Raw genomic sequence first — 26,107 nt, 5'->3', positions numbered from 1 at the left:
ATGCTTAGTAGAATTTGCAGCGGATGATAATACAAATGGCACGTTGCGATTCACAAAAATATGACAAACAGTACGGTTTTTTCACATCTTGTGTGAGCGCATATTTTCGACGCCTGTAACCGTGTAAATAGTCCGATGAGCGGCTTTCTTCCTGGGTGTCGGCGAGATTGACAATTGCTTTGCTTTGTTATTAACAGCTAGCTCGCCAGCGATAACGATTTCACGTCATGCGTCGCCGGCGAGGGTCCCTTTTTCCAGCAAGTACTCATATTTCTCGTGCAGCAGATCCAGTTTGCCCCGTTGCTGATAGTCGGCAATCGTCTTGGGGCGCAAGAAGTGCCAGAGAGAGTTTTGCAGGAAAAAGTAATCCATATTGTGTAAGGCGATCTGCGCATCGAAGCGCTCGTCCAGCGCTGCTATATAGGAGCGCAGGAAATACATGCGGATTCTTGTGAAGCGTGCCATGTCTTCCTGTCGGAAAATGGCACTCAGGTACGCGCCCCCATCAAACCCGATCCGGCCGACTTTCACCTCACTCCAGTCGATCATCTGGAATCTACCGTGCGAAGAAAAGAAATTCTTGGCCAGGTAATCCATGTGGCAAAAGCAGCGGGGGCTATTGTTGGCACGGTTTTTTGCGAGGTTCAGCGCTGGTTGCAAACTTAATAGCCGCTCTTTGAGGCCTTGAAAGCGCGCATCGTCGGTGGGCAGCTCGCTGAGGGAGGGCAGGTAACGCACAAAATTGAAGCGCCAACGCAACAAATACCACGGACGAAAAAAATCCATTTCCCAAAACCGATAGCGTTGTTGCCAGTTCTCAGGTTCCAGGTGCAGATTGGTGAGATGCTCAATTTCTGCGATGCCTTGGCCAATTTGCGTCGCAATTTTGCCCATGCGTGGTGCTTTCCCCCGGACAAAGCGAGTGTAGATCAGGCTTTCCCAAGGTGTTTCGATAACTCCCAGGCATTGCGGGTGTTGGAAGTGGTTACTGTTAGCCAGCACGTTGCCCTCGCGATGGAAGCGCGATTCCAGGCTAGAGATGCCGAGTAATTTGCGAATCGATTTTTCGACTACATCCAGCGTGACGCCAGTCTGTCGATGAGTCAGGCGGTGATGATGTACATAGTTGACGAACGAGGCGTTGGAGTCCATGTCCGAGGTGGTAATGCTGTAATCATCCAGCGCGTGACCGAGTACATGCCTCAAGCGTTTTTTCAGGCTGGCCTGGCTCCACCAGAAGACATTGTTGCGACCCAATATTTCTTGGTTCTTTGATTCGGTATTCATGGGCTCCAACTGTCAACAACCGCTTGAATCTTGATCGGATAAGGTAAGCCGTACCCAGAGCAGGCTGTGCCCAAAAGCGTAAGGACCGATCAAACGAGGCGCGATATTACGGACTCTGCCTGCTGATTGCCATGGTCATGGATGTGGCGGCACAGAAATCAGGATCATTGCTTTGCGTTAATCGGAAAGCTCACACATCAACGTTCCATGCTGGCCACTCAACCGTTAACATACGCGCCACTCGAATCAAGGAGCGATCGCTGCCGTCATGAATCGGCCCGCTGGCAAGTCAATTGCCTCGTCGATCCTGCGCAGGAGTCAAGGGAGGTCAATGTTGAGAATCAAGCACATCGTTTTCGCCCTCCTGACTATTCATGCGTCAAGCGTATTGGCCTGGGGTGTCGAAGGGCATAGAACAGTAGCCATGATCGCTGAGTCCAGGCTGGACCCGGTAGCTAAAGCCGAGGTTCGGCAGTTATTGGCTCTGGAAGGCGCAACAAGTCTGGCGGACGTCGCCTCTTGGGCGGATCAAATCAAGGGCACTGAGCCTGGGCTGATCAGTCACGCCGTCCGTATTCCTTTTGACGCCACGGCTTATGACCCAAAGCGTGACTGCGATCGCAAAGGCAAGTGCGTGGTTTATGGGATAGAGCGATTTGAAGCCATCCTTGGTCAGAAAGACGCGCCAGCAGCTGATCGATTGAGGGCGCTGAAATTCTTAGTGCACTATGTCGGTGACATCCACCAACCATTACATGCCATCAAGGAAACCGGCGGAGTGAAGGTCCAGCTTGGAACGCGTGAGTACACGCTTCATAAGGTCTGGGACACCATTTCTGTCCGATCATTGAAAATGCCTCCTGCGGAGTTGGCATCTTCTCTCCTGGCTGGCAACCCGAGTGTTCCCCAGCGCACGCCTGAACAATGGGCAATGGAAAGTCATGATATTGCCAAGACCTACATCTATGGCGACAACCTACAGCGTGCCGACTCGACGTCGATGATGACGTTGCCAAAGAGCTATTTGAAAGATATCTCTCCGGTGGTCAAAACTAGACTCACCGATGCCGGACTTCGGTTGGGCAAATTACTGAATCAGGTGTTGGACGCTCCGCACACATCCATGTAGGCGTGCCACCTAACCAAGGACCAATGGTTTTCCATGAATCACCTCCCAATTGCTAAAGATGCACTCAGCGCTCAGGCGCAAGCTATCAGCCAACTTGCAGAACGCCTGGACGGTGAATTTCAGCGTGCAGTGGAGCTCATTCTGGGTTGCAAGGGGCGTGCGGCAGTCTGCGGCATGGGTAAGTCCGGTCTTATCGGCAAGAAAATGGTCGCTACGTTTGCCTCAACCGGTACGCCTAGTCTCTTCCTGCACCCGGCTGAAGCCTTTCATGGTGATCTCGGCATGCTCAAGCCGAGTGATGTGCTGATCCTGATCTCATACAGTGGCGAAACCGAAGAGGTCGTCAAGCTGATCCCGAGCCTGAAGTCTTTCGGCAACAAAATTATCGCCATGACCGGTAACGGCCAATCAACCCTGGCCAGGCATGCCGACATCTGGCTCGATATTTCCGTGGAGCGCGAAGTTTGTCCGAACAACCTCGCCCCAACGACTTCGACACTCGCGACCATGGCCATGGGAGATGCGCTTGCCGTAGCGCTGATCGCCGCACTCGACTTCAAGCCGATGGACTTCGCTCGCTACCACCCGGGTGGCAGCCTCGGCCGAAAACTTCTGACCCGCGTCAGTGATGTGATGCACACCAATATCCCTAAGGTGACCCGCAACACCTCGTTCCATGACTGCCTGTTGGTCATGACGTCAAGCCGCCTTGGGCTTACCCTGGTCATGGAAAACGACAAACTCGACGGCATTGTCACCGATGGTGACCTTCGCCGTGCATTGCTGGGCAATCCAGGTGTCGTCAATGAGAATGTCGAGGCGTTCCTGACATCAAGCCCACACACGGTAAAAGCGTCTGCACAATTGTCCGAGGCAGAGGCTTATATGCTGGCTCACAAGATCCGGGCTTTGCCAGTGATGGATGATGAAAGCGGCGAAGTGGTTGGGATTGTCGAGATATTTGACTGAATTAACAGATATTTAACCCTGCTCACTGCACTAATGAGGGCAGGGGTGTTGGATTTAGTCGGTCAAGCAAGACCAAAGAGTGTTGAACATTGTCAGAGACAACCAAGCGCAACATTACCGCTATCGTGCCGCTGGATTTGGTGCACCGCCCCTTGGATATCATCTCCAAGGCGCGTCAGATGGCCGTGGCTGCAAACCGTGCAAACGTCAAAATCATCTTTGCTCACAATGATCGCGGCATGTGGGTGGACAGGCTGTTCAAGCTTGTTATCAGAAAGTGCAAAGGCGCCTTCACCGTCTCGAAGCCCTTTTACACGGGAAATGTGAATGCGGCTTTGCTTCGTAATGAAGCATTCAAGCACGTGACGGATGAGTTTTTGACACTGTTGGACGTTGATATCTGGCCCGATTTCGCGCTGATCGAAAAATACAGAGACAAGGTTGATTCGCAAGAGCGACCGTTTTACATGTTGCCGTGCCTTTATCTAACGAAGAAAGGGTCCCGCGATCTGACGCGATCAAAAATTGATGTAAAACAGCTAAGAAAGCGGTTTTTTAATTTTTCGCGGAAGGAATTTTTACACCTCGCCAGCCCTTCGTCTGTAATTGTCATGCGTAGCAAGGACTACTCCCTCCTGAAGGGCTTCAATGAAGCTTTCTCGGGACATGGGTATGAAGATTTTGACTTCATGATGCGCCTCGCTGATCTTCACGGTGCTCTGGAAAAATCCCCGGACATGCTGCTAGACAAAACCGCCAGGTCCCCTCTGTTTGCCCGTGGGTTTCGACGCTATCTTGGCGAGACCTGTTTTGAGGCTCTGCTTGAAAAAGACCTTGCATTTCACATTTTTCATGAGCGTCCCGATGTCGAGGGATATCAGGCTGCGCGCAAGAAGAATTACGAACTTTTCGTCTCGCTGCATAAACATAAAGTTTTAGGAACGACAGTCGGCGATCCGACTTTGATATCGGGTTTTAGCCAATTGTGCGCAGAAAAATATATCGACGTAAGCGATTACGGAATCCTTTTTGATAATAAGCCAGGTCATGTCGATCGATTTGACACTTTTCGGCGGCGGTTAAGGTTTTTATTAAATGAGTAAAGTTCAGCGGTTCAAGAAAATTCGTAAGTTCATCAAGGACCCGAATCTGTTTTTTTATGACATGTTTCGAAAGCGCGTGTTCAAAGAGGCCGAGCAGACTGTTCGAGAAAAAACAGAAATTTTTGTATCGTCTGCCGTCGTCGATATAGAGATGGTTCAAAAGATTGGGGTGCAAGAGTATTTGCGCCTTACAATGGGAGCAGGGTATGGGGCGGAGGATGGTAGCGATAAAAACAGCCTGCTGATTTGGTCTGGTCATTTGTATGGGCTACTTGATGTCGTGAGTCTCTTGAAAGAGTCACTGTCAATGAGTGTGACTATCTATACAGTGAACGGCTCTTATAACTCTAGATGTGGGGTCGGGGAGAAACTTGACGTCCGAGTTGTAGGGGGCGACCTATGTTCCCGGCCAGATTTTGTATTGGAAATGAGTAATCAGTTCGGTGTGTTATATGTGTTGCGCATATATCAATACGACATTGATGGCGATGGGTTGGCAAACGTTCGCTCCTCCTCTGCATTGATTAGAAAATTTCAGGCTAAAGAGCTTGATGCGATTTACAGTGGCGCTCCATTAGGTTGCGGTTATACGACCCCCGTAGATGCTGTTTATACATGGGTAAGTCATGCAGATGCAGACTGGCAAGCTTTGTGGGCGTCAACATATCCTTCCGATAAATTTGACCCGGATAGATATACATCAAACGATGAATTACGATATTCATTGAGGTCGCTGAATAAATTCGCGCCGTGGATAAATCGGATATTTGTTGTTTCAAATTGCAGTCAGCCTGAATGGATGAAGGAACACTCTAAAATTGTCTGGATAAAGCACGAAGAGATATTTCCAACTGAGTCGATGCTTCCGACGTTTAACTCCCATGCCATCGAGGCGTGCTTACACCGTATTCCTGAACTCTCAGAGAATTTCCTTTATCTGAACGATGATTTTGTGCTCAATCAGCCTTGTTTGCCTCGCGATTTTTTTGATGAGATAGGGCGTTCCGTGGCTTATCTGGAGCCCTATGGGATGGTTGATTCAAAAGCGGGAAGGGATAAGTCACTGGATTACCTTGCGGCCGCCAACAACTCCAAAGAGTTGTTGAAGACGGTTTTCTCGGACTATGAGGCCAGGTGTTTGCATCGCCATGTGCCCTATGCGCTAAAAAAGACAATCTTGCAAGAGATCGAAGATAAGTTTCCGGAGATCATCGAGTTAACGCGAAATGCTAAACGTCGTTCGTTAAGCGATGTTAATGTGACTTCGTTTTTTTATCATCATTATGCTTTTGCCAGTGGTCGTGCAGTTAAAGGTGAATTTTCAAGTCTGATAGTCCGCCCGACCAATGTTGAGAAAATTGTAGGGAAACATGCCTATAAGTATAAGGTTTTGTGCTTTAACGATGGCGACGGTAGCGCAACGAATGAGCATTACAAAGAAAAAACATCCAGATTTTTTAATTTACGATTGACTGAATCAGCCGCTTGGGAGCGGAAGGTTGATCGCTAGTGTGTGATCAACCTTTCGAAGCGGCAAATAAGTTTTAGGTGCAAAAGTTTTGAATAATTCTTTTGAGGTCCTATCTGAATAAGGTAAGTATTTTGAAGATTGCGGTTTGTGCGATTTGTAGAAATGAAGTTGATTATGTTGAGGAGTGGGTTTCTTATTATAAGACTGCTGGCTTTGATTCGGTATTTATTTATGACAACGTTAGCGATGATGGAACCTCGGAACTATTGGCGGCCCTTGACTGTATCGGTGAGATAACCCGGGTCCATTGGCCTAGGCGAGAAGGGATTCCACCACAAAGAGATGCGTATGGACATTTCATAGAGAACTTTTCGGCAGAGTTTGATTATGTGTTGATTTGCGATCTGGATGAGTTTCTAGTCGTCAAAGATGCTACGGTAAAAGAACTGCTTGTTGATGCCGAACGCCTACATGATAATGTTGGTGCTATTGCGTTTCCTTGGCTTGTGTTTGGTTCCAGTGGATGTGAAGTTCCATCGAAAAATTTGGTTGTTGAACGGTTTAAAAAGTGTGAGAAAAAAACATCTCCTGTGGTAAAGACAATGTTTTCCCCAAAAAACACCTATAATATGCGAACACATATTTGCGATTTGTTTTCCGGTGTTTATCTAGACAATACTTTATCCGTTGCTGACTGGAATCAGTCGATGCCGATCAAATTTAAATCATCTTCTTTTGGTCGTGCAGTTATGCATCACTATTACACTAAGTCTAGAGAGGAGTGGGTTCGGAGACGCTCCTTGCCGAAAGCGGATCGTGCTCAGCAAGAACTGAAAAACATAGCTGAATTCGATAGGTATCACAGCCAGGTACATGAGCATTCCGGCGCGAATATGCAAGTTGTTGCTGTTCAACGCTACTTGAGTGAGGCTCAGGGGAAATTATCGGCTGTTGAAAAAATAGTTGATAGCGCGAAAATCGAGTTGATTGCAGTAAATAAAGACTGGATTTTTGGAGTTGTCCATGGTCTAAGATCGGATTCAAGCTGTAAGATTCGAGTTACCAACTCTTCGCAAAAGGAAACGATGGTTGATACTAAGCCTGGTAGCCATGGGGCTCATGTGTTTATAGTCAAAACGAAGTGGCGAGATTTGTTTTCTGAGGAGTTCAGGTTGTCAGTAGTGGGCTCGCGCTCCTCTCATGTGTTCTCTAAGGTGGATTGGCCCTGTGGCAATAAATCTGTAGAGCTGCTGGTTAAGTACTGTCCGGAAGCTGAGGAGCATGTCTTTTCAATATTTATTGATACTTTAGCCAAAGCCCCGTCGTTGGAAGTGGTGAGGGTGATTGGTAGTTTAAAATTTTCAAAGTACAAAATTTATAAACAGTTCCTTGATGCCCTGTATGCTCACTTGGTATCACCAAAAAGTGATTACCTGAAAGTTTTCGCGGAGTCTTGCGATGCTGATTTTTTGAAAAGGGTGGCGGACTCTGCAAATAAACGAAGAAAGTTTGTTTCCGATGCTCTTCGTGCTTAATTAAGTTTTATTGAGTGTGGGTGCAACTGTTTTTGTTTTTGAATTCGAATTGTTGGGTTTTTGGTTTGGTTTTGATGTTGTTAAGTTTTAGTCTGATAGTTAAGATGCATAGTGTCCGTATTGATTGTTCGTTAAAGGATTTTTATGATTAAAAAATGTTTGTTCCCTGCAGCCGGATACGGTACTCGCTTCCTGCCAGCGACTAAAGCCATGCCCAAAGAAATGCTGCCGGTGGTGAACAAGCCACTGATCCAGTACGGCGTCGAAGAAGCACTGGACGCTGGCCTGAACGAAATCTCCATCGTCACCGGTCGCGGCAAGCGCGCCCTCGAAGACCACTTCGACATCAGCTATGAGCTGGAAAACCAGATCAAGGGCACCGACAAGGAAAAATACCTGGTTGGCATCCGCAAGCTGCTAGACGAGTGCTCGTTCTCCTACACCCGTCAGACCGAAATGAAAGGCCTTGGCCACGCGATCCTGACTGGCCGCCCGCTGATCGGTGACGAGCCGTTTGCCGTGGTGCTGGCGGACGACTTGTGCGTCAACCTCGAAGGCGACGGCGTACTGACCCAGATGGTCAAGCTGTACGAGCAGTACCGCTGCACCATCGTCGCGATTCAGGAAGTGGATCCGCAGGAAACCAACAAGTACGGCGTGATCGCCGGCGAGTTGATCGCTGATGACCTGTACCGTGTACGCAACATGGTCGAGAAGCCGGCCCCGGAAGACGCTCCGTCGAACCTGGCGATTATCGGTCGTTACATCCTGACGCCTGACATCTTCGAGCTGATCAAGCAAACCGAGCCTGGCAAAGGTGGCGAGATTCAAATCACCGATGCGCTGATGAAGCAGGCGAAAAACGGTTGCGTGATTGCCTACAAGTTCAAGGGCAAGCGTTTCGACTGCGGTGGCGCTGAAGGTTACATCGATGCGACCAACTTCTGCTTTGAGAACTTTTATAAGACTGGCAAGGCGTATTGATAATACTCCATGGAGCCTGCCAACCGAAAAGTGGGCAGGGCGCTTAGTTGACCAAGCCGACGGGCAGTTCCACGGCCGCAGCACCTCGTAATCTTTTACCGAGGATCGCCAGCGGGAAGCGTTCAAGTGCGTGGTGCAGCCATGCATAGGGCACTTGACTGCTTCGAACAAACGTAAGCGCTCCCTGAACCCCACATTCAAAGCGCTTAGCTACTGCCGGATGGTGTGCTTCCAATTTCTTTCCGGTGCCCATCCGCCATGATACGACCCGACGCCAAAGTCGAAAAAGTCTATCTCTACCCTAAATCCGTCGACTTCCGAAAATAAATTGATGGTCTTGGTGCACTGGTCGAGTTGGACATCAAGGTCGCCGTGTTTGACTCCGTACTTTTCGTTTTCCTCAATAAACCGCGCAACCGCGTGAAGATTTTGAACTGGGAGCGCAACGGCTTCTACCTTTGGCTCAAACGCCTAGAGTCCGAACGATTCAAAACATCGCCTAATGCTGGCGACGAGGCTCGTCCTTACTGTTCAGGAACTCAACTGGATGCTCGACGGTTTCGATCTCTGGCGTAACCGTCCGCATCAGGTTTTGACGCCGCGATTCGTGGCCTGATTCGGTATAATCCAGGGCATGATATCGATGCCCAAAGATCTTCCTGACGACCCTGCGCTGCTCAAGCAATTGCTAGAGCAAATGTTGCTTGAGCGCGAGTCCAGCAAGGGCAGTATTGTTTATCTTGAAGAAGAGAACGTACTGCTGCGCCAGCGTCTGTTCGGGCGCAAGTCCGAGCAAACAGCCGATCCGGCCACGCCACAGCTAACCCTTTTCAACGAAGCGGAAAGCATCGCCGAGCCTGTCGGCGAAGACGCTGAAGAAGAGCTTTTCGCACCCGCCAAGCACCGTGGCAAACGCAAGCTGCTGCCCGCTGACCTACCACGTATCGAAGTCATCCACGAACTTCTCGAGCATGAACTGATTTGCGTCTACGGCTGCGGCTGCCGCAAACACGCCATTAGCGAGGAAGTCAGCGAGCATCTTGAAATCGTGCCGATGCAGTCCGGGTGGTCAAGCACGTTCGTAAAGTCTACGGCTGCCGCGACTGCGAATCGGCATCGGTCACTGCGGTCAAGCCGGCTCAGCTGATTGAAAAAAGCATGGTCAGCCAAAGCGTTCTGGCGATGCTAATGACCAAGTACGTGGAAAGCTTACCGCTTCACCGCTTTGGAAAAGTACTAGCTCGCCATGGCATCGATATCCCGCGTCAGACCCTAGCTCGCTGGGTTATCCAGTGCGGCGAGCACTTCCAGCCGCTGCTGAATTTAATGCGCGACAGCCTGTTGGCCAGGCAAAAAGAGAGCGGACACGGCGCGCTGAGTGGCGCCAGTCACGTCACTCACCTGGAACCACTCGCAAACGCGGTAAGCGTTCATTTCGGAAGGGGGTAAATCCATCGGGAAAGTCTGGCGAAGGCTTGGTATGGAGTGAACCGTCGGCTGTTCGGGGTGGAAGTGCCGCCAGAGTAGCACCCTCCCTCGCACGCCATTGCGGCGCATTTTCCAAAACTGCTTAAAACTGCCCACGAGTGATGCGCATGTGCTTTATTTCCAGGTAAAACATCATAAATTGGGCAAAAGTTGCCCGCCTTGAGATGCTTTTATGATTGTCGTATCCTACCCGATATGCAAACTTAAATTGAGGCAGGTCATGGTAGAGCTCGACAAAATTTTTAACTATTCAGACGAAAACGGAAATGTAATCGAATGTGTTCAACCGCTCGATAATAATGTCAAGGTTATATTCCGTGGCAGCAACAACAAGCTAGTTCTGAAAGATGGCGCAAGACCAACCGCGCTAACAATAATGTTCGATTGCGACAGTGGGTATTGCGAATTCGGGAAAAACTATTATAAGGGTAATATTCGTATCGGCCATCATTGCAAGGTAGTAATTGCAGATGGAGTAACTTGCACGTATGGTTGTTATATATCCACAGCGGAATATTCCACTGTGGAAATCGGCGAAGACTGTATGATCGCCTCTCACAATGAAATCAGAGCAGATGACGCACACCCTATTTTCAATGTAAAAACGGGGGAACGTATCAACATGCCGAAATCTATCCGTATTGGCAAGCACGTTTGGCTGGGTGTTCGCGCAGCAATTCTAGGTGGGACCGAAATAGGTGATGGCTCGGTAGTGGGTTATGCGAGCGTAGTCAAAGGTGTATTCCCTAACAACTGCATCATAGCTGGAACGCCGGCGAAAGTTGTCCGGAAAGATATCGCATGGGAGCGCCCGCACTTGAATCTGGCGAAGCCATACTTCAAACCGGATGCCTCGACGATAAAAAAATCTGCTTTTTGGCATGAAACAATTGATAACCCTCCTCTCGGGTTGTGCAGCGAGGTGAAAGAGTAGTCAATACCTCTAGCCTCCTCTCTAAATACCCGAATATTCGTCGCTTTCCAAAAGTTTCAGGCTAGCTTCAAGCGAGGCTAATTTATCGCTGAATTCTTAGTCATCTTGGCGCCGGCTCGGCGGCACAACGCAGCCTATAGCGCCATGGCTTCCTCATAGCGAATGCCATAGAAATGGCTTTACCAGTATCAGCGCCGCCTAGCTGCTGTTACAGCACCGCCAAATGCTCCGTCAATGCCATAACAACTCAGCGACCTGAAACTGCAAGGCTACGTTACTGGACAAGGCATTAGCGGTTGCTGCGCCCAACCGAGTGGGCCTACCAGCTTACATTCGTAAGCATCTGAATATGGGCATAGGTGCCGAAGACAGAACAGACCCGAACAGTGTCGTAATAATGGTGTTAGCGGTGCCAATGGTAGTCTGCGCAGTCTTTTGAAGCACCGCCGGCGATACTCCTTTGAATACGCACTTGCGAAACATGTCATAGAAAAATAGGGATAGCTAATAAACTTTTTCAACTTTTTCAACTTTTTCAACTTTTTGTAGCTTTAGGCTTCTTGGTTATTGATTAAAAACCTTAATCGGTGTTTAAATATTTCGTATCTGTCCACGTGTCCTAGTTTGTTTTAGAGCAGTGCGGAAATATGTGAAATCAGTTGATTGTTGTTTGAGCGCAATCTGATGAAGTCTTCAATTAATGTAGCGGTCTCTTCACCGCCGATAGCTAATTCTTGATGTTTATTTTTGACAATTTCGAGTTTTTTTGTCCGGGCTTCATAATAATTTGATGTCTTGGGTTTTGTGTGGTGTAGATGATATTCAAAATCTTATTTTAATAAAATGGGCAGGCACTATCTGCCCAGCTCTCGCCGGTATCCAGATGCAAACAGCGGTGATTGAGATGGTTAATTAGGGAAAAATGAACGGTTTGGTGATATTGATTTATGATGCCGAGCAAGTTAGATCATAAAGTCAAAGTCTTCGTAATCATGCCCTTCAAGGCTCGAATCCGCCTGATTATGCATAAAGGTTGTTGAAGAAAGAATTGAGATATGCAAAAAGTTCTTGCGAAAAAGCAAATATTCTTTGCTGAGTTCACGGGGTATAACTTGTTTTTTATTGAGTCTTTTGGAATCGATTGCTGTTAAGTATATGCAATAAATAAAGTACCGCGGCGACTTGTCGTTAGCGAGAAGTGTCAAGTGCTTTGAGAGTAGACTCGAAGTCTGGGCCATATAACAGTATCCAGAAGAAGCAATAACTTCGTCTTAGCTCTTTCAAAAACAATATTTATAAGTGATGAATTAGTGATTGCTGTGCTACTGATTTTCTCGCCTACAACATGGCTGTGAGAAAAAGAGCTAAGGGCTTTGTAGACCAGTCGATCAGCCAAGGTTCCGCGATCAGCATGGCCAAAAATTATCCTGCAGCCTGTGGGGCAGCTTTACATAAATGAATGGACTTAAACAAAATATCGAGTGGCCGTTGGGAAAAATCCAACGAAACTATAGTAGATAAAATATTCAGTGACGTTTTATGCTTACATAAAAGCGTCGATTCCCACGGAAACTACGTTGATAGGCTTTAATAACTATCCAGGACGCGGGAAGAGTCACTTCCCGCGCCTTTGATAGTTTAACGCGCTACTTGTCCAAAGTGACCCTGCTTAATGTCGGACAGTATTTTGATGCTGCGACTATCTTCACCAAATCTATTATTGTACTCAGCAAGTTTTTTTTCGGCAGCTAGGGTGTTCCCTGATCGGTGCAATGCATAAGCCAGATCCAGTCGGGCATCCTTGTTAGGCTTAAGGTCTTTTCTCGAAAGGAAATGATTGAAACTATCGATGGCTTCATCCCAGTTACCCAGCGCGAGATGTACCAAAGAGGTCTCTTGCAGCTTGAAGCGCTCATCTGTGGATTCCAATCCATTCATCAAGGCTTCTTTGGCTAGTTCTGGACTGCCAGCGCGACGTTGTGCTCTCGCTAGTTTCAACCATGTATCCGGTTGCAGCCGGTTAGATTGGATGGCTAGCGTCCAGTATTTGCAAGCATCTGCCCATTTGGAATTTTGGTAAAACACTTCCCCGGCAATGAGGTTAAGCTCTCCTAGATCTTGGGTGTCCCGCATTTGTTTAAGCGTGACCATACACTCTTGGAAAAAGCCAGAGTTAAACTGCGCTTCAAACAGATTTCGGCGATGCTCTTCGGTCGAATGCGTTCGGGTTACTTCATTCCAAAGGCCTGCGGCATTTTCCCAGTCGCCATCTTCCGTTGCAATGGTTGCTTTGCAACGGATTAAATCTGGATGAGATTCGTTGTCGGCGAAGCCAAACTGCTCCATTGCCTTTGCGCGTAAACCTTGTGCGAGGTAATAGTTTACAGCGTTTGCGACCATCGGAGTTGGTAGGCTTTTGGGTGGTGCCGTATTTATAGTTTCTTCATATATGGTGATCGCTTCGCTGATTGGGAGCACCATGAAAATGGTTTGCAATTTGAAGCTGTTGAGTTCTTCACTGCTTTCGTGGATAGTCGCTGCATACTCCAAGACCTCCAGGGATCGTTGGTAGTGACCTAGTTCCTGAAGTGACTTTATCAGTCCAACAAATACACTGACGTCTGGTTGCGATGGGGGGGCGATGGCTTCCTCCAGGCAGTGCACAGCCAAATTCCAGTTGTTGATGGCCATGGCAGACATACCCGTTTCAATGTGGGCAGCGTACTCGTGGGTTTTCTCGATGACGTTGCGGTCAAGTTTCTTAATTGCCTCTACGGTGCGAAGACAGTTGTTGCCATCATCAAAGACGAAAGTGCTTTCGCATCGAGCAGTATAGAGTTTGGATTCTTCGCTGCTAGGGTTGAGCAGATTCTCAATATAGCCCTCTACTTCCATCTGACTTGAACATACAGGACCGAATCCGTCCCTGCGGTAGTCAAAGTAACCTGGCCGACTTGTATGGCTGGACAAGAACTCTGATTCGTCAAATTGATAGTAGATCACTGGTTTGTTCATAGCTGCCATATCAAAAGCAACAGATGAATAGTCAGTGATCATTATTTTCGAGGTTTTGAATAGCGTTTGAATCGAATCGGATTCATCGCTTTTCCAAACTTCAATGTGCTCGGGGCACTCAAAATTCAGGACGTAAGGTTTGATGTTGACGTGTGGCGCAAAAACTATTTTGTTTTTGCCATTGTGAGCGAGATCTTTGAGTGTTTGGCAGTTTAGTAGGTTCTTCCAGTGGCGGAGATACTCAGTTTCGGAGAACGCTGGGTTGATCTCTCTGATGTTACTATTGCCGATAGGGGCGCCGACGATGTTGTTTCGCCAGGTTGGCATAATCAAAATTGTTGAACTGTTGGAGTTCTTGTCGTCGTAAAACATATCGTGACGTGGGAGTCCAGTGAGGGCCACTTCTTTTCTGGAGAACTGGTAAGGGCCAGTGCCGGAAATGGAGTTGAACTCGTCTCGAGTCGAGGTAATAAAGCAGTCGATTGTTTTAGAGTTTAGCCAGACTGACAAATCATTATGGATTACGCCGTGCTGCAAGAACGTGAACTTATAGTTCAGCAGATCACCAAAATTCTTTTTTGTGATTTCTGAGAAAATATAATTGTCTGCGTGGGAAGAGATAAAATGTGCACAGTTGATCAAGGCCGCTTTATGCTCAATGCTATCGAATGCAATTAAGTTAAAGCCTTCGAGAGTCAGGCGCTCGAAGTCGGCGCTGTCTTCATGTAGTACGAAGAATACTTTTATCTCTGGATGATGTTTTGCAAGATGGCGGTACAAGTGTTCCGCATTATCATCCGCATGATGATCCCGGTCCATCAAAAGCCAACTGCCACCAAACTTGTTAACCATAGTCGGTTCGCAAGCTATTCTGCGAATCTCCATGGTTTCTTCGGAAAAACCGGACTCGTCCAAAGGTTTTTTGTCGAATGCGCGATAAATTAACTCGACTGGAACGTCGTCTTTGAACTGTTTTCCTCGTAACGTAATCCTTGTTGGTTTATTTTGGGTGGTGATGCGAAATTTGTTCCCGTCCCCCAGTTGCAACCATAGAATTCTTTCGTGGAGAAATGGTTCGTCGAAGAAGCGGTGGATTCGCGTTTTGCTGTAAGTAGGAACGACGATTTCATTATCTAGGAATACTTGTTCGTCAATATTTTCAATGGGCGTGAAGTATTTGATTTTGACAAGGTTTTTAGTTTTGTCGTAGTCATCAATGTAGCTAATGTTGAAGTTCGGGACGTATCCCTTGTATTTAGCAACTAGGCCAAGTTTTTGGAAGAACCACATCCCAGCCAGTTCGAAATTCATCAGCGTATCTTGTTCGATATGGCTGAATATCTGGCGTATCAACAACTTATAATTATCAAGTTGAGACTGGCTCAGACTGCGAATGTCGGAGTCGAACCTGATGATTTTATTGATATGCCAGGCGATGTCATACATCGCTACGCGCTGGATAAAAGTTGGGACGCGCCCCAGAAGTGCGATACTTTTTTCGATCAGCCCAAGAGAACCTAGGCGCAGTTGATGATCATAACGGCCTGGATGCTGCCACGCGGTATCTAACGTCGACGTGCCATTATCGCGTTTTCTGTAAATGTACTTGGCGTCTGCGCAGTAGCCAACTTTCCCCTTGAAAGCTCCAAGTAGGTAGCTGTTTACAAATAAGCTGTCCTCAAAACCAGGTTTCACTAGGGGATTGAATTGAAGACCGCTTTTGATGAGTCTTGCGCGCTTGAAGAATACGGCGTTGACGTTTAGCGCGATATTTCTGCCAGGTTCGGAAATTGGCAGCGTTACGTTGCCGTTTGCAAATCTGAACTTCAGTGGGTGAGTGTCGCTAAGTTCTTTTTTATCCTCATAATAAAAAATGAAGTTGGCGCAAATTGCTTTAAGTTCTGTGGTGTTGGAGTCAATAAATTTATCGATGGATTCGAAATAGTCGATGGACAAAAGATCGTCGGAATCTATAAAGGTGACCCACTCATTTGTGGCGTAGGTCAGCCCATTGTTTCGCGCGGCACCTTGTCCAGCGTTCGGTTGATAGATGTATCTAATATTTTTTGGGTGGCGACTTGTCCACGTCGCTGCGATATTTGCAGTTTCATCTTGTGATCCATCGTCAACAAGGATGACTTCAATGCAATTTTCAAAATCGACAGACTGTTCTGAGACGCTAGTAAGGAATTCGTCAAGATACGCTTCGACGTTGTAAGCGGCTGTTACAATAGAGTATTTGCGTGTAGCATTTTTCTTGAGTGTCGGAGGGATCACTTCAGTGCTTTCTGGTTCGGGCGTATTGATTTCGGCTTTTTTACTGGCAAACCTTGCCAAGCTGTTTTTTCGTGATTTCAATTTTTTTCTGCCATAAAAAAGCCAAGGTATTAACCTACCTTGGTGAAATTAAAAAATGCTTAGTAAGCGTCTACTGCACGACCCAACACCATCGTCTGTACTATAGGCCCAATAATTTTTTGCCATTCATACACCGCAGCATTTGTCACATAGATAGTGTCGTCCGGTTTCACCATGACTTGGCGGGCGTAGAAGATAGCGGCCGGGTCACGCATATCAATACGCATAACGGTAGGTTTGGCATTTGCCCCTTCACCCATACGGAATACGAATACGCCTTGTGGGTTTGCGTTGGACTCTTTCAACCCACCAACGGAGCCCAGTGCATCCAACAGACTCGCGTTCTGAGAGGGTAGGTCGTGCAGGCCGGGCTCACCCACGGCACCCATCGCAACAAAGCGTTGACGCGCACGGTCCAGAACCACTTCAGAATTAGGCTTCAGAACAAAGTTATTACCGGCCAGCACATCTTCGTAGTTGAAGGTGTCGGTTTGAGATCCATTGCGCACGGTCACATTGACCAAGTGCGGTTCCATCACTGGACCACCAGCCTGGTTAACAGCGTCAAGCAAGGTCAAGGGGCCTTGCAGGGTGGAAAAGCGCCCAGGGGCTTTTACTGCGCCCGCTACCAGCACCGAGCCAGACAGATCGCCAACCAGATCAACGTGCACTTGCACGTCAGTGGTCACACCTTTGAGCTTCTGGCGAATCATGTCTTCGACCTGAATCAAAGTCATACCAGCAACAAATTGATGACCAACGTACGGCAAGGAGATCATCCCCTTGTCGTCGATGCGCACTTTGAGCTGAGTGCCGCCCGTCGAGAGCGGGGCGAACAGGCCGCTGCCTTCCGGAGCGTTGTCGGTGATCAGGACGTTGATTACGTCACCGCCCATCAGGCGCACACTTTGCGCCAGCGGGCTGGAGATTTGAGCTTTGGCCGGTTTGGCGGCTGGGCGCATGAACGGCGCAATGGTGTTGGCGTTGATGTCCACCAAGTCATACGCAGTGCTTTGGCTTTTGCTTTCGATATCGCCTTTGTACGGGCCCGCGCCGGACAAGGTGCCACCGCACCCTGCCAGTGTCAGAGTCACCAGCATCAAACCCGCAACAGCGCTGTTTCGCATGCTCACGTTCAGGGGGCGAAGGGGCAGGCCAGAAATGGATTTAATCACGATGATCCTCGATCGATGCAATAAGGAAGCGGGCAATACCGTAGAGCAGCAGCAGGGCCAGGAAGATGGTTGCAAGGTTGTACAGGCGCTCTGGGTACAGGGCCATCTGCGGGGTGTTCGGGCTGACCACGGTGACCAGGGTGCGGATTTTCTTGCTGGCTTCGATGCGTGCGTTGTCGAGTGCGGCAACGGCGGTCTTGTAGGTTTCTTCGGCGATGCCGGCGTCCAAGGTCAGTTGCTGGAAGCGCGAGGCTACGACGTTGAGCTGGTCGCCGTCAGGCGCGGAGACCAGCAGGCGTTTTTCGGCACTCAGCTGTTCGCGAATGGCGTCTACGCGTTGCTGTTGTTGCTTGACCTGCGGTGAATCCGGGCGAAGTTTGTAGAGCATTTGGGTGAGTACGGCGCGCTCTTTGGAGTGCTCGCCTTCCAGCGTGTCGATGATGCTGGCGCGGCCGAGAGCCGAGCTTTTACCGTCCAGTACCTTGTTGCGGTTCTGGAAGCTCAGCAGTTCTTCTTTGCGTTTGGTGTAATTCTTTTTAGCGCCTTCCAGTTCGCCTTGGGCAAAGCGCATCTGCTCGCGGGCGATGCTGTGGGAAACTTCGTTCACGAAGTGCTCGCTGGCTTCCAAAATGGTCTTGACCATCTGCTCAGCCAGTTCCGGGCTGAAAGCTTGTACTTCCACTTTCAGCAGGCCAGTAGTTTCGTCGTAATGAGCCGACACCATGCGCTGGTAGTACTTGAGCAAATCCTCACGCTCGGTGTCTTTGTCCAGCCAGAAGAAAGGGTCGTTGCGTTGCTTGCTGTATTGCTCGACCCAGTGCAGGCGATCTTCCAGCAGTTGCATCATGTCCATCGACACAATGTATTCGCGCAGGTACAGGGTCTCTTCCCGGGACGCCGGATTGGTGCCGCTGAGCAGCATGCTCAAGCCTGGGAGTTGAGCGCCAGAATTGTTGCCCTCCTGACGCACCACGACTTGCGCGGAGCTGACATAGCGGTCCACGGCAAAAAAGCTGTAGTAGACGATGGCCAGTACCATCGGTACTACGATTAGCCCCAGCGTCAGGCGCCAGCCCTTGAATTTACCCGTACTGCTCATATGCACTTGCATCCTTGAAATAAAACAATCACGCCACGGTCAGGTGATCAGGTGTTGTAGGCCTTGATGCCTTCATCGACATCGTCATAGATCTGTACCCCGCCATCGCGTACCAGCAGTACGACGTCACAGAGCTTTTTGATTTCGGGCATGCTGTGGGAAACCAGCACCACCTTGGATTTCTGCAGGCGTGCTTCAAACACGTCAGCGCATTTGCGCTTGAACTGGGCATCACCCACCGACATCACTTCGTCGATCAGGTAGTAGTCGAAGTCGAAGGCCATGCTCAGGCCAAAGGCCAGGCGCGAGCGCATGCCGGAGGAGTAGGTCTTGACCGGTTCGTCGATCCAGCTGCCGATTTCTGCAAAGTCTTCGACATAGCTGACTTTCTGACGCATGGCATCGCCTACCGCACCGTAGACCCGGCTGACAAACTTGATGTTTTCCCGGCCGGTCATGCTGCCCTGGAAACCGCCGGACAAGCCCACGGGCCAGGAAACACTTTTATCGGTGACGATGGTGCCGGAGTCCGGCACGTCGGCGCCGCCCAGCAAGCGCATCAAGGTCGACTTGCCTGCGCCGTTGCGGCCGATCAGGCCGATGTTCTTGCCGGCGGGGATCTTCAGTGACAGGTCACGAAACACGTGGCGGCGACCCTTGGGGGTCAGGTACGACTTGGTGAGATTTCTGAGCTCGAACACGGGAAGCCTGCGGTTAGCCGTTCTTGGTGGAGATCAAATGCAGTCGACGAACCCGATACGTGCCCAGGGAGACGAACAGCAAGACCAGGGTGAAGGCGATCACGTAGTGCACCGAAACGCCGTCGACTGGAACGTAGTGCGGGAAGATTTCGGCGCGAATCAATTCCAGCAGGTGCAGGAAGGGATTGAGCAGCAGCAGCGGCAGCATGGCTTGCGGCAGGTAGGCGGCGGGGATGAGTACGCCGGATATAAAATACAGCGGGAAAAACATCATCCGTAGAAACAGCGTGCTGCTGGGCATGGCATGGGCGATCAGCGACAACAGCATGCCCAGGCCAAAAGAAAACAATAACCCCAACAGAATGGTTAGCATCCACTCGATGGGCGATTTGATCGACACATCGAAACCATACCAGGCGAAACCGAACACCAGAATGGCGTACACAGTCGCTGAAATGCTGAATTCCACCAGTACTCGGGCAATAAAAGTGTCAAGAGGCTTGATTTGTTTATAAGCAAATAGCGAGCGGTTTTCCTTGGGACTGTTCATCAGACGCAAGGCGGTGTTGCGGAACAGCAGGAAGGGGGCGAGACCGACCAGTACAAAAACGGGGTAGTCGATGCTGGCCACAGTGCGGCCACGGAGCAGGCCGAACAGCAAACTAAGAATCAACAGGTGAGAAATCGGCTCGATCAGCGTCCAGATAGCGCCCATACGACGTTCGCCAAAACGCGAACGCGCTTCACGCAACACCAACGCAAAAATGACGGATTTTTTGATTTGCAGGGGGGAGCGGGGCTTGAGCATGATTTACCGCACAGCACAACGGCGCGGTAAACGCGTTGCTTCAATTCATTTTTAGAGGACTATCTGTCGCTGTAGGACAAATCGCTTCCATTCGTGGGGCGGGAGGTTAAACGCTGGGGATGACAGGAGTCAAGCTGCGTAGTTCCCTACCGATGATCGGCTGATTTTGCCAACGTTCAGGACATTTTGAAGGGGGTCCCCACTCGGTCAGGTGCTGGGGGAGGTGCGCTCCCGCGGTGAATCAGCCGGCCAGCATCGGGTAGGTAAACAGTCCGAAGTGCAACAAATTAATTCCGAAGTGGGTGGCGATGGCCGCCGCCAATCCGCCGGAGCGATAGGCCAGTCCATAACCGGCACCGGCCAGGCTTGCCAGCAATACCCATTCCCAGCCCGCACCCCAATGGGCCAGCCCGAACAGGAGCGAAGCGATCAGCAGGGCAAGGTGTTCGCCATAGGCCAGGTGTTGGAGGCGCCAGCTCAGGCCGCCTTGCAGGTAGCCACGAAACAGGGCCTCTTCTACTAATGTCACCAGCAGCAGGTTGTTGTTTATCCACAGCCATGACTGTTCCGGCCATTTCGGTGACCACTCGACGATCCCCAGCAGCCAGGCTCCACCAAGTGTGGCGAGTGCTGTCAGGCTGATGGCCAGCGCGCTGGTCTTTAATGTCTGTGTTAACGAATGGGGGGCGACGATCCACGGGCAGACGAGTAGCAGCCAGAAGCCTATCAGTGGTTTGTCCAGGTTGAGGTTCATCGAGAACGCTACGGCGTCCTCGGTAAAGCGCTCGTTGTCGATCATCCTGGCGTTGTAAAACCCCGGCCACCAATGGAGTGCCAAAGCGAGTGCCAGGAGGATGAAAAGGATATGACCGACATAGCGGCCGTAGCGGTAGTGGTGTTGCCGGGTGGCAAAACCGGCGAGTAGCAGCAGAATGATCGCAATGATCGCCTGTGCCGTTAGTTGTCCGTAGGTGAGTGCCAGGACATAGCCGGCAGAGAGGAGGGTCAGGTACGGCCAGGGCAGTACGAGCATGGGGTCATCCTGATTGACTGGCGAGACTACCTTATGCAGGGCATTTAGGCAGGAATGCCCGTGGATCAGCAATAAAGGAACTGACTTTTTTCCATAACATGCGGTGTGTAGAACTGAACTTGTGAATATTTTTTACAGGTGCCTGACATTCACTTGAATGGCGCTCTGCCGGATTTTCCTGACCCTGGGGATGCGCATGATGAATTGGCCTGTTGTTGGCGTGACGTTGTTGATACTGGCGGCGCTTATGGTTGTTGTGACTTCGATCAATGGCTGGGTTGAGCATTTCAGGATTGTAGGGGATACCGAGTGCTAGTCTCGGTACCGCGAGATTCCGGCTCTTTATACAAAGGGCGGCGTGCCGGCGATAGACTTAACAGCGCTGCGTTCTGTCTGTAGGCGCGCGTTATCGTTAGAGACCTTCGCTGGCAAGCCAGCTCCTACAAAAAACGTGTACTCACCCTGATTTTGTGGACCACACAAACCCCGTAGGAGCCGGCTTGCCGGCGAAGGCGTTCTCATTGACGCCGCACGTCGCACGGCCGCCTTCGCTGGCAAGCCAGCTCCTACAAAAAACGTGTACTCACCTTGATTTTGTGGACCACACAAACCCCGTAGGAGCCGGCTTGCCGGCGAAGGCGTTCTCATTGACGCCGCACGTCGCACGGCCGCCTTCGCTGGCAAGCCAGCTCCTACAAAAAACGTGTACTCACCTTGATTTTGTGGACCACACAAACCCCGTAGGAGCCGGCTTGCCGGCGAAGGCGTCCTCATTACCGCGGCACGTCGCGAGGCCGCCTTCGCTGGCAAGCCAGCTCCTACAAAAAACGTGTACTCACCCTGATTTTGTGGACCACACAAACCCCGTAGGAGCCGGCTTGCCGGCGAAGGCGTCCTCATTACCGCGGCACGTCGCGAGGCCGCCTTCGCTGGCAAGCCAGCTCCTACAAAAATCCGTACGCACCTTGATTTTGTGGACCACACAAAACCCGTAGGAGCCGGCTTGCCGGCGAAGGCGTTCTCATTACCGCTGCACGTCGCACGGCCCCCTTCGCTGGCAAGCCAGCTCCTACAAAAATCCGTACGCACCTTGATTTTGTGGACCACACAAACCCCGTAGGAGCCGGCTTGCCGGCGAAGGCGTCCTCATTGACGCAGTACGTCGCGAGGCCGCCTTCGCTGGCAAGCCAGCTCCTACAAAAACGTGTACTCACCTTGATTTTGTGGACCACACAAAACCCGTAGGAGCCGGCTTGCCGGCGAAGGCGTCCTCATTGCCGCCGCACGTCGCGAGGCCGCCTTCGCTGGCAAGCCAGCTCCTACAAAAATCCGTACGCACCTTGATTTTGTGGACCACACAAACCCCGTAGGAGCCGGCTTGCCGGCGAAGGCGTCCTCATTACCGCCGCACGTCGCACGGCCCCCTTCGCTGGCAAGCCAGCTCCTACAAAAATCCGTACGCACCTTGATTTTGTGGACCACACAAACCCCGTAGGAGCCGGCTTGCCGGCGAAGGCGTCCTCATTGACGCAGTACGTCGCGAGGCCGCCTTCGCTGGCAAGCCAGCTCCTACAAAAAACGTGTACTCACCTTGATTTTGTGGACCACACAAACCCCGTAGGAGCCGGCTTGCCGGCGAAGGCGTCCTCATTACCGCTGCACGTCGCACGGCCCCCTTCGCTGGCAAGCCAGCTCCTACAAAAAACGTGTACTCACCTTGATTTTGTGGACCACACAAACCCCGTAGGAGCCGGCTTGCCGGCGAAGGCGTCCTCATTACCGCCGCACGTCGCACGGCCCCCTTCGCTGGCAAGCCAGCTCCTACAAAAAACGTGTACTCACCCTGATTTTGTGGACCACACAAAACCCGTAGGAGCCGGCTTGCCGGCGAAGGCGTCCTCATTGACGCAGTACGTCGCGAGGCCGCCTTCGCTGGCAAGCCAGCTCCTACAAAAACGTGTACTCACCTTGATTTTGTGGACCACACAAAACCCGTAGGAGCCGGCTTGCCGGCGAAGGCGTCCTCATTGACGCAGTACGTCGCGAGGCCGCCTTCGCTGGCAAGCCAGCTCCTACAAAAAACGTGTACTCACCTTGATTTTGTGGACCACACAAACCCCGTAGGAGCCGGCTTGCCGGCGAAGGCGTTCTCATTGACGCCGCACGTCGCGAGGCCGCCTTCGCTGGCAAGCCAGCTCCTACAAGTTTGCTGTTCGTCAGGACGCGATTAGCTGCCGCAACACGTAATGCAGGATCCCGCCTGACTTGAAGTACTCCACTTCATTGAGCGTATCGATCCGGCACAGCACCTCGATTTTCTCGCGGCTGCCATCTTCACGGGTGATCACAAGTGTCAGGTTCATCCTCGGCGTCAGCGCTACGCCGGTCAAACCGAGGATATCCAGCGTTTCCTTGCCTGTCAGGTTCAGGCTTTTGCGGTTCTGATCCAGTTTGAACTGCAGCGGCAACACGCCCATGCCGACCAGGTTGGAGCGGTGGATGCGTTCGAAGCTTTCGGCGATGACCGCTTTCACGCCCAGCAGATTGGTGCCCTTGGCCGCCCAGTCGCGGCTTGAGCCGGTGCCGTATTCCTGGCCGGCAATCACCACCAGCGGCGTGCCCGAGGCTTGATATCGCATGGCCGCGTCATAGATCGACATTTTCTCCATAGTGGGCATATAGAAGGTGTTGCCGCCTTCCTCGCCGCCGAGCATTTCATTGCGGATACGGATGTTGGCGAAGGTGCCGCGCATCATCACTTCATGGTTGCCACGACGCGAGCCGTAGGAGTTGAAGTCGCGCGGTTCCACCCCTTTGTCGCGCAAGTACTGGCCGGCCGGGCTGTCGGCCTTGATATTGCCGGCGGGGGAGATGTGGTCGGTGGTCACCGAGTCGCCCAGCAGCGCAAGCACTCTGGCCCCGACGACGTCCTTGACCACAGGCGGTGGGCCGCCGATGTCATCGAAGAAGGGCGGATGCTGGATGTAGGTCGAATCGTCCTGCCACACGTAGGTCGCCGCTTGCGGCACCTGGATGGCTTGCCATTGCTCGTCGCCGGCAAACACTTCGGCGTACTCCTTGTGGAACATGGCGGTGTTGACCTGATTCACCGAGTCGGCAATTTCTTTGCTGCTCGGCCAGATGTCGCGCAAGTACACCGGGTTGCCTTCCTTGTCGTTGCCCAGCGGTTCACTGCTGATGTCGATGCGCACCGTGCCGGCCAGCGCATAGGCGACGACCAAGGGCGGGGAGGCCAGCCAGTTGGTTTTCACCAACGGATGTACGCGGCCTTCAAAGTTGCGGTTGCCGGACAACACCGAGGCCACGGCGAGATCGGCTTTCTGGATGGCTTTTTCGATCGGTTCAGGTAAAGGCCCGGAGTTACCGATGCAGGTGGTGCAACCGTAGCCGACCAAGGCAAAGCCGAGTTCATCGAGGTACTGAGTCAGGCCGGCCGCCTTGTAATAGTCGGTGACGACTTTTGAACCGGGGGCCAGGGACGTCTTGACCCACGGTTTGCGTTTCAGGCCTTTTTCCACAGCCTTTTTCGCCACCAGACCTGCCGCCATCATCACGCTCGGGTTGGAGGTGTTGGTGCAGGACGTGATCGCGGCAATCACCACCGCGCCGTTTTTCAGGCGATAGGTATGGCCTTCGGACTCGAAGTCGATTTCACCGGCCAGATCGGCGTTGCCCACGGCGACGCCGCCACCGCCCTCACTTTCCAGGCGGCCCTCTTCCTTGCTGGTGGGTTTGAATTGCAGGCCCAGAAAGTCGCTGAACGCCTGCGCGACATTCGGCAACGACACCCGATCTTGTGGGCGCTTTGGCCCGGCAAGGCTGGCTTCGACTGTGGCCATGTCCAGTGCGAGGCTGTCGGTGAACACTGGTTCCTTGCCTGGCAAGCGCCACAAGCCTTGGGCTTTGGTATAGGCCTCGACCAGTTTGACCACTTCGGCCGGCCGGCCGGACAGGCGCAAATACTCCAGCGTCACGTCGTCCACCGGGAAGAAGCCGCAGGTGGCGCCATATTCCGGGGCCATGTTGGCGATGGTCGCGCGGTCGGCCAGCGGCAGGTCGGCGAGGCCGTCGCCGTAGAATTCGACAAATTTGCCGACCACGCCTTTCTTGCGCAGCATCTGCGTGACGGTCAGCACCAGGTCGGTGGCGGTGATGCCTTCCTTGAGCTTGCCGGTGAGTTTGAAACCGATCACTTCGGGGATCAGCATCGACACCGGTTGGCCGAGCATCGCCGCTTCCGCTTCGATCCCGCCGACACCCCAGCCGAGCACGCCGAGGCCGTTGATCATGGTGGTGTGGGAATCAGTGCCGACCAGGGTGTCGGGGAAGGCATAGGTGCGGCCGTCCTCGTCCTTGGTCCAGACCGTGCGGCCAAGGTATTCGAGGTTGACCTGATGGCAAATCCCGGTGCCCGGCGGCACGACGCAGAAGTTGTGAAAGGCGCTCTGGCCCCAGCGCAAAAAGGCGTAACGCTCACCGTTGCGCTGCATTTCGATGTCGACGTTCTGTTCGAAGGCGCTTGAACTGGCAAACTTGTCGACCATCACCGAATGGTCGATCACCAAATCCACCGGCGACAGCGGATTGATGCGTTGCGGATCGCCGCCGGCCTTGGCCATGGCGGCGCGCATGGCGGCCAGGTCGACCACGGCGGGAACCCCGGTAAAGTCCTGCATTAATACGCGAGCGGGACGGTACTGAATTTCCCGGTCGGAGCGACGCTCCTTGAGCCACGCGGCAATCGCCTTGAGGTCGGCGCCGGTGACGGTTTTTTCGTCCTCCCAGCGCAGCAGGTTTTCCAGCAGCACTTTCAACGACATGGGCAATGGGTCGAGATCACCGAGGCTCTTGGCCGCCTCGGGCAGACTGAAATAGTGGTAGGTCTTGTCGTCGACTTGCAGGGTTTTAAGGGTTTTCAGGCTATCGAGAGACGGCATTGAAATGACTCCTTTGGGTCCGCACGACTGCGGACTGGCGGGACAGATAGAGCATTTAAC

16 protein-coding genes and 1 pseudogene are annotated in these 26,107 nt (G+C 51.5%); 9 read left to right on the top strand and 8 right to left on the bottom strand.

Going from position 1 to position 26,107, the window contains the following annotated elements; genetic code table 11:
• Window positions 1–225: 225 nt before the first annotated feature.
• Entirely contained in the window at window positions 226–1,287 is a 1,062-nt protein-coding gene (locus tag ACA048_RS19565) for a phosphotransferase family protein (RefSeq protein WP_497625874.1), read from the bottom strand.
• A 331-nt stretch (window positions 1,288–1,618) separates the two neighbouring features.
• Here ACA048_RS19565 and ACA048_RS19560 point away from each other — a divergent pair, with 331 nt between their 5' ends.
• The 9 genes and pseudogenes from ACA048_RS19560 to ACA048_RS19520 all read left to right on the top strand — a co-directional run bounded on the left by ACA048_RS19560 (window position 1,619) and on the right by ACA048_RS19520 (window position 10,900).
• A complete protein-coding gene (locus ACA048_RS19560; protein WP_497625873.1) occupies window positions 1,619–2,416 on the top strand; it encodes a S1/P1 nuclease in 798 nt (265 codons plus the stop codon).
• A gap of 33 nt (window positions 2,417–2,449) precedes the next feature.
• The gene (locus tag ACA048_RS19555) at window positions 2,450–3,385 is read left to right on the top strand and encodes a KpsF/GutQ family sugar-phosphate isomerase (protein WP_497625872.1); all 936 of its coding nucleotides are present in this window, start codon (window positions 2,450–2,452) and stop codon (window positions 3,383–3,385) included.
• A gap of 89 nt (window positions 3,386–3,474) precedes the next feature.
• Entirely contained in the window at window positions 3,475–4,488 is a 1,014-nt protein-coding gene (locus ACA048_RS19550) for a galactosyltransferase-related protein (RefSeq protein WP_497625871.1), read from the top strand.
• The gene (locus ACA048_RS19545; RefSeq protein WP_497625870.1) at window positions 4,481–5,998 is read left to right on the top strand and encodes a stealth conserved region 3 domain-containing protein; all 1,518 of its coding nucleotides are present in this window, start codon (window positions 4,481–4,483) and stop codon (window positions 5,996–5,998) included. The genes ACA048_RS19550 and ACA048_RS19545 overlap by 8 nt, the downstream gene beginning before the upstream one ends.
• A gap of 92 nt (window positions 5,999–6,090) precedes the next feature.
• Window positions 6,091–7,494, top strand: a complete 1,404-nt coding sequence (locus ACA048_RS19540; RefSeq protein ID WP_497625869.1) for a glycosyltransferase family 2 protein — start codon at window positions 6,091–6,093, stop codon at window positions 7,492–7,494.
• Between the two features lie 144 nt (window positions 7,495–7,638).
• A complete protein-coding gene (galU, locus tag ACA048_RS19535) occupies window positions 7,639–8,478 on the top strand; it encodes a UTP--glucose-1-phosphate uridylyltransferase GalU (protein WP_497625868.1) in 840 nt (279 codons plus the stop codon).
• A gap of 372 nt (window positions 8,479–8,850) precedes the next feature.
• Complete coding sequence (gene tnpB / locus ACA048_RS19530; RefSeq protein WP_497629903.1) at window positions 8,851–9,054, top strand: IS66 family insertion sequence element accessory protein TnpB; 204 nt, start codon at window positions 8,851–8,853, stop codon at window positions 9,052–9,054.
• A gap of 58 nt (window positions 9,055–9,112) precedes the next feature.
• A pseudogene (locus tag ACA048_RS19525) lies at window positions 9,113–9,822 on the top strand (transposase); the annotation flags it as partial.
• A gap of 364 nt (window positions 9,823–10,186) precedes the next feature.
• On the top strand, window positions 10,187–10,900 hold the full coding sequence (locus tag ACA048_RS19520) for an acyltransferase (protein ID WP_497625867.1): 714 nt from the start codon (window positions 10,187–10,189) through the stop codon (window positions 10,898–10,900).
• Window positions 10,901–12,538: 1,638 nt separating this feature from the next.
• On the opposite strand, the gene ACA048_RS19515 is transcribed toward ACA048_RS19520, so the two are convergent.
• The 7 genes from ACA048_RS19515 to acnA form a co-directional block, all read right to left on the bottom strand.
• A complete protein-coding gene (locus ACA048_RS19515; protein ID WP_497625866.1) occupies window positions 12,539–16,252 on the bottom strand; it encodes a CDP-glycerol glycerophosphotransferase family protein in 3,714 nt (1,237 codons plus the stop codon).
• 80 nt (window positions 16,253–16,332) lie between these two features.
• Window positions 16,333–17,400: a polysaccharide biosynthesis/export family protein gene (locus ACA048_RS19510; RefSeq protein WP_497625865.1), complete on the bottom strand. Its 1,068-nt coding sequence runs from the start codon at window positions 17,398–17,400 to the stop codon at window positions 16,333–16,335.
• Between the two features lie 40 nt (window positions 17,401–17,440).
• Entirely contained in the window at window positions 17,441–18,547 is a 1,107-nt protein-coding gene (locus ACA048_RS19505; RefSeq protein ID WP_497625864.1) for a KpsE/RkpR family capsule polysaccharide export protein, read from the bottom strand.
• Window positions 18,548–18,594: 47 nt separating this feature from the next.
• Window positions 18,595–19,248 carry an ABC transporter ATP-binding protein gene (locus ACA048_RS19500; RefSeq protein WP_497625863.1) on the bottom strand — a complete coding sequence of 218 codons (654 nt, stop codon included), beginning with the start codon at window positions 19,246–19,248 and terminating at the stop codon, window positions 18,595–18,597.
• A 13-nt stretch (window positions 19,249–19,261) separates the two neighbouring features.
• Window positions 19,262–20,056, bottom strand: coding sequence for an ABC transporter permease (locus ACA048_RS19495; protein WP_497625862.1), 795 nt, complete (start codon window positions 20,054–20,056; stop codon window positions 19,262–19,264).
• A gap of 241 nt (window positions 20,057–20,297) precedes the next feature.
• A complete protein-coding gene (locus tag ACA048_RS19490; RefSeq protein WP_497625861.1) occupies window positions 20,298–21,089 on the bottom strand; it encodes a CPBP family intramembrane glutamic endopeptidase in 792 nt (263 codons plus the stop codon).
• A 2,216-nt stretch (window positions 21,090–23,305) separates the two neighbouring features.
• On the bottom strand, window positions 23,306–26,047 hold the full coding sequence (acnA, locus tag ACA048_RS19485; RefSeq protein WP_497625860.1) for an aconitate hydratase AcnA: 2,742 nt from the start codon (window positions 26,045–26,047) through the stop codon (window positions 23,306–23,308).
• Window positions 26,048–26,107: the final 60 nt, after the last annotated feature.

It is taken from the genome of Pseudomonas sp. LBUM1659 (assembly GCF_059716045.1).
This window is presented reverse-complemented; position numbering and strand designations above follow the sequence as displayed.

Excerpts from the sequence above, each read along its gene's own strand:
- ACA048_RS19555 (WP_497625872.1), top strand. The coding sequence starts at position 2,450 with ATGAATCACCTCCCAATTGCTAAAGATGCACTCAGCGCTCAGGCGCAA.
- ACA048_RS19545 (WP_497625870.1), top strand. The coding sequence starts at position 4,481 with ATGAGTAAAGTTCAGCGGTTCAAGAAAATTCGTAAGTTCATCAAGGAC.
- ACA048_RS19520 (WP_497625867.1), top strand. The coding sequence starts at position 10,187 with ATGGTAGAGCTCGACAAAATTTTTAACTATTCAGACGAAAACGGAAAT.
- ACA048_RS19505 (WP_497625864.1), bottom strand. The coding sequence starts at position 18,547 with ATGAGCAGTACGGGTAAATTCAAGGGCTGGCGCCTGACGCTGGGGCTA.
- ACA048_RS19565 (WP_497625874.1), bottom strand. The coding sequence starts at position 1,287 with ATGAATACCGAATCAAAGAACCAAGAAATATTGGGTCGCAACAATGTC.
- ACA048_RS19495 (WP_497625862.1), bottom strand. The coding sequence starts at position 20,056 with ATGCTCAAGCCCCGCTCCCCCCTGCAAATCAAAAAATCCGTCATTTTT.
- ACA048_RS19560 (WP_497625873.1), top strand. The coding sequence starts at position 1,619 with ATGTTGAGAATCAAGCACATCGTTTTCGCCCTCCTGACTATTCATGCG.
- acnA (WP_497625860.1), bottom strand. The coding sequence starts at position 26,047 with ATGCCGTCTCTCGATAGCCTGAAAACCCTTAAAACCCTGCAAGTCGAC.
- galU (WP_497625868.1), top strand. The coding sequence starts at position 7,639 with ATGATTAAAAAATGTTTGTTCCCTGCAGCCGGATACGGTACTCGCTTC.
- ACA048_RS19490 (WP_497625861.1), bottom strand. The coding sequence starts at position 21,089 with ATGCTCGTACTGCCCTGGCCGTACCTGACCCTCCTCTCTGCCGGCTAT.
- ACA048_RS19510 (WP_497625865.1), bottom strand. The coding sequence starts at position 17,400 with ATGCGAAACAGCGCTGTTGCGGGTTTGATGCTGGTGACTCTGACACTG.